This window comes from Candidatus Obscuribacterales bacterium (assembly GCA_036703605.1).
In the GTDB taxonomy this organism is placed as follows: Bacteria; Cyanobacteriota; Cyanobacteriia; order RECH01; family RECH01; genus RECH01.
Window position 1 is genome coordinate 1 of sequence record DATNRH010000136.1, and the last position, 4,211, is coordinate 4,211.

At 49.7% G+C, this 4,211-nt stretch carries 5 protein-coding genes; 1 reads left to right on the forward strand and 4 read right to left on the reverse strand.

The genetic code is table 11. The features are described 5' to 3' along the window. Positions 1-675, forward strand: a 675-nt coding sequence (locus tag V6D20_02770; GenBank protein HEY9814717.1) for an ATP-binding protein, incomplete at its 5' end; no start/stop codon positions are given. Positions 676-1,109: 434 nt separating this feature from the next. On the opposite strand, the gene V6D20_02775 is transcribed toward V6D20_02770, so the two are convergent. The 4 genes from V6D20_02775 to V6D20_02790 form a co-directional block, all read right to left on the reverse strand. Beyond that, positions 1,110-1,811, reverse strand: coding sequence for a TVP38/TMEM64 family protein (locus V6D20_02775; protein ID HEY9814718.1), 702 nt, complete (start codon positions 1,809-1,811; stop codon positions 1,110-1,112). A 151-nt stretch (positions 1,812-1,962) separates the two neighbouring features. Continuing rightward, the gene (locus V6D20_02780; protein ID HEY9814719.1) at positions 1,963-3,024 is read right to left on the reverse strand and encodes a YCF48-related protein; all 1,062 of its coding nucleotides are present in this window, start codon (positions 3,022-3,024) and stop codon (positions 1,963-1,965) included. A gap of 206 nt (positions 3,025-3,230) precedes the next feature. Next, the gene (locus tag V6D20_02785; GenBank protein HEY9814720.1) at positions 3,231-3,725 is read right to left on the reverse strand and encodes a hypothetical protein; all 495 of its coding nucleotides are present in this window, start codon (positions 3,723-3,725) and stop codon (positions 3,231-3,233) included. 75 nt (positions 3,726-3,800) lie between these two features. Then, positions 3,801-4,211, reverse strand: a 411-nt coding sequence (locus tag V6D20_02790) for an efflux RND transporter permease subunit (GenBank protein ID HEY9814721.1), incomplete at its 5' end; no start/stop codon positions are given.

The following is a 4,211-nucleotide window of genomic DNA, read 5'->3' on the forward strand; positions in this document are numbered from 1 at the left end:
GAGTCGGTGATTCGACTGCCAGATATCTCAGATGCAGAGGCGCGAGATACGCTTCAGGTGATTACCCGCCAAAACCATCGCTTAACCCGTTTAGTCAGCGATCTGCTGCTGCTATCCCGGCTCGATATTCAAACCACAGCCCCTGGCTTTTCCTGCTGCCTACAAAACATCCTAAGTGATATTGAGGAGGAGATGGCAGCATTGTCTATAGCCAAGAACATTGACCTAGTGCTCGATCAGCCTGCAACCCCGCCCCTGGTGGTGATTGGTCACGAGGAGCAGCTCTACCGCCTGGTACTGAATGTGGTCAGCAATGCCCTGCAACATACCCCGACCAACGGCAAGGTCACCACTCACCTTAGAGCTGTGGATAAGCACGCCCTAATTACGGTAGAAGATACCGGGGCGGGTATTCATCCCAACGATCAGCCTCGAATTTTTGATCGCTTTTATCGCATTGAAAAGGATCGATCGCGCCAGAGCGGTGGGGCGGGGCTAGGTCTGTCGATCGCACTGGCGATCGCCCAGGCCCACGGCGGCAGCATCCACGTTAAGAGTGCTGTTTCTAAGGGTAGTACCTTTACCATTAAGCTCCCTCTCGCCAGTGCGGGTATACCCCTAAAGCAGCTTCGCTCGTCGCAGCAACACCGCATGAATCGCCATAACCACAGTTGAAAGGTTCATCAGTAAGACACCCACTGTTGGGGACAGCAAAATTTCCAAAGCCGATAGCACCCTCACCGCTAGGGGAATGATGAGCACGTTGTAACCCATGACTCAAAGCAGATTTTGGATCATCTTGCGGTAGGTCGTTTTGTCCAAAACCAGCGCCTTTACGGCATGGGGCAGACATATCAAATCCGATTAGCTACGCTATTCATGTAAGCCTGTAGCATTCCCAGATGTCTGTAGCTTCGTTGCTAAGGCTCTCCGTTACACAAAAGTCGCTAAAAGTGTTACTGGACGAACAATTCAGGATGCGATAGCCAAAGTCAAGGTACTGCAAATGCTTCAAGAGATTCTATACTATCATAAAGTCTTAGGCACTTTACTGTAATTGGGCTTGAGCCTTTTGAGGAAAAGATCGGCTGAAATACTATGATAAGCACTTATTCCACATGAATAATGTCTCTCATATTGAACCAGCTATATCGATGAATAGCATAGGGCAAGCCAATTAACAAGGCTAGAAACAAAATAGAAAGAATAATTCCGAACGGTAGACCAACAGTAACCTTTGATCCTAAAAAAGTTAGAGCAAAGGTTGATGGAATCATGCCAATTAGGGTTGCTGTAGCATAAATAGGCAGCGAAAGTCCTGTGATACCTGCCCCATAACTAACTAGGTCAAATGATAAGGCAGGAAGCAAGCGCGTGACGAAGATGATCCAGCCAAGATAAACTTCCCCTCGATTTTTAGAAAAGTAGATGAGCTTACCCGTCAATGCGTAAACAGTCGATCGCCCCAAGGTGCGTCCAATAAAGTAAGCCAGTAAGCTACCTAAAAACCCGCCCATGACACTATAGATGCCGGCCCAAATTGGCCCCCAAATCATGCCAGCCGCAACCGCTAGGGGAGCGCTAGGGATGGGACTAAGGACAACAGATAAAATTAGGATGCCAATGTAGGCGAGTACTCCCAACCATCCCCAGCTTTGAATCGCTTGCTCCAGTCCTTGTGCGGAGAATAGGTCAAAGCCTTGCTGCACCCAAAGCCAGCCACACATCAATAGACATAGCAGCAGAATGCTGTAGGCGATCGCGTTCTGACGATTGGGATCCCGCCGCTTCCTTAGTCGCTTACGTTTCATAAAAGACTAACCAGGACATGGCCCGTTGTGACACGTTGGTGCACGGGCAGTGTTAGCATCATAGAACGATTTGACAGCGGTTGGAGCGTAGCTGTCTAGCTTTTGTAGATATCCCTAAGCAGTGAGAGCGATCGCATTCGTTGACTCACGGTTACGAATCCAGTTCATTCCATGTTTTGCCACCATCTTGTGATTGAAAGACAGCATTGTTCTCATTGACAGCATAGAGAACTTGGGCATTCGTGGGAGCAGCTGCCATGTATAAAACTGTGTCCTCTAATTCATCGCTCCAAAGTTCCCAAGATTGTCCGTCATCCATGCTACGGTATAATCCAGCACCCGTAGAAGAGATACGGTATCCTAACATTATCGTTTGATCGCCCTCTGCTTGTAGCGCTAATCCGGTGATTGGAGCAGTGGCTGTACTGAGCATCCGTGACCATGTTTTGCCCGCATCCTGACTTTCATATAGTCCTGCTTGTGTTGTCGCTAACACTCGTTCTGGATTCAGAGGATCAACATTGAGGCTAAAGGGCATGGCTTCTAAACCACTAGCAGGCTGTTGTGTCCAGCTTTGACCCGCATCGTTTGATACAAAAAAGCCTTGCCTTCCAGATGTAGCTAAGCCATAAATGGTATCAGGATTGCTAGGGGCGATCGCCATGGCATGAAAATCTACCCCTGGCATGGAAACTTCTTGCCAATCCACCCCTTGATTTTGGCTCACTTGAAAACCCAAGTTGCCGCCCTCTGGCGGATGACCACTGGCATAAAAGCGATTTGCATCCGTGGGGTGTGCGACGAAACCCATGTAATCGTACTGCTCTTTTACCCAAAACCACTGACCCGTTGCGGAGCGCTTCAAAAGCCCACTGTGACTGGCAATATAAATAATTTGAGGATTATCAGGACTGACAGTTAATCCGTGAATGTGATTATTTGCCTGCCAGTTTTCGGCTGGTTTTAGAGACGCTTCTAACGTTGTAGGTGCTGGTTCACTATCTGTTTGGTTTGATGGCGATTGAGATACAGTACTAGACCCATAGTCTCCGGCTGGCTGGCTAGTACAGCTAAATAACCAGGTTGCACCTCCCAAGATTAAAAGAAATATAGTTGTAGGAACAGCATAAGCTGACCATTTTGTCGCTTTTCCCTCGTTTGAAGTTGGCTGACTCATAATGTCCTTATGATGATTTCCTGGTGATTGCCTCATGTCCATCATGCTGCCGCAAGGGAGTACTAGTATGGCTTATCAAAGGCTGGGGCGGAAGTGACTGACATTCCAAATGCGGTGTTGCTGAATTAGGGTATGAACCTCTAGCTAAAGGCTCTGAAACTCCGTACAACAACTTGCTGAACCATCCCATGATTTAGCAACGCCCTAAATGCTCAATAGGGCGATCGCATATAAGTTTGGTGCTACTTGGTAAACGTAAACCGTCCGTTCACTTTTTCACCACCGATATCCGACAAAATAGCTACGTTATAATCTCCTGCGGCTGTAATAGGTAACATAGCCGTGTAGTGTGCGCCCTCGACATCATAGCTCAACTCGATAGACTCTTGAGTGCCGTCGGGAGCCTGAATTTGCGCCATTACCTTAGCATCGGTGATCGGCTCATGGGTATCCCCCTTTTGTAAGAAGAAATCTAGGTGAACTCCGGTTGCTTCATTGGCAGTGAGCAGTTCTAGATGGTATGGGCCAGATTCAATCACCTGTCCCCCTTGGGATACCTGCGTGTGCCCATCATCTCCAGCGGAGGGCTCCGGGGCAGCTTGATCTTCAACAGCGGGTGCTTCGGCAACAGCCTCTGCGGGAGCGCTAGCTTGATCTCCACTGGTGCCACAGGCCCCTAGGGTGAAAGCCAGGCCAAGAGCCACTACGGAAACAGTCAGGGTTTTCTTAACGGTCATAGCGTTGTTCCTTAAATAAAGAGAAAACATCAGATTGTCTAGGGGCAGCACCAAGGCTGCGACATGAGACTTGGCTTACTGAACCAAGGCAGGATCGTGGGGCTCGGTTGCAACCTCTGGGGGCGGCAGGGGGGCCGCTACCTTGGGAACCAGATGCCGACCAAACTGAGCGTATAGGGATGGCAACACCAGCAGCGTCAGCGCCGTTGAGGTGAATAGCCCGCCCAAAACAACCACAGCTAGAGGCTGCAAAATTTCTTTGCCCGCTCCACTGCCAAGTACCAAGGGCACCATGCCTAGGGCCGAGGTGAGGGCCGTCATTAAAATAGCCACCAACCGCTCTGAGGAACCTTCAACAATGACCTCCCGCAGCGGCATCCCCTGGGCCAGTTTGGTGTTGTAGTTATCGACCAACAGCAGGCCATTGCGGGTGGCTACGCCAAACAGGGTGATGAAGCCGACCAGCGACGCCACCGACACCACGCC

Bases quoted from the DNA above. Each gene is read 5' to 3' on its own strand.
- V6D20_02775 (HEY9814718.1), bottom strand. From the start codon at position 1,811: ATGAAACGTAAGCGACTAAGGAAGCGGCGGGATCCCAATCGTCAGAAC.
- V6D20_02780 (HEY9814719.1), bottom strand. From the start codon at position 3,024: ATGAGGCAATCACCAGGAAATCATCATAAGGACATTATGAGTCAGCCA.
- V6D20_02785 (HEY9814720.1), bottom strand. From the start codon at position 3,725: ATGACCGTTAAGAAAACCCTGACTGTTTCCGTAGTGGCTCTTGGCCTG.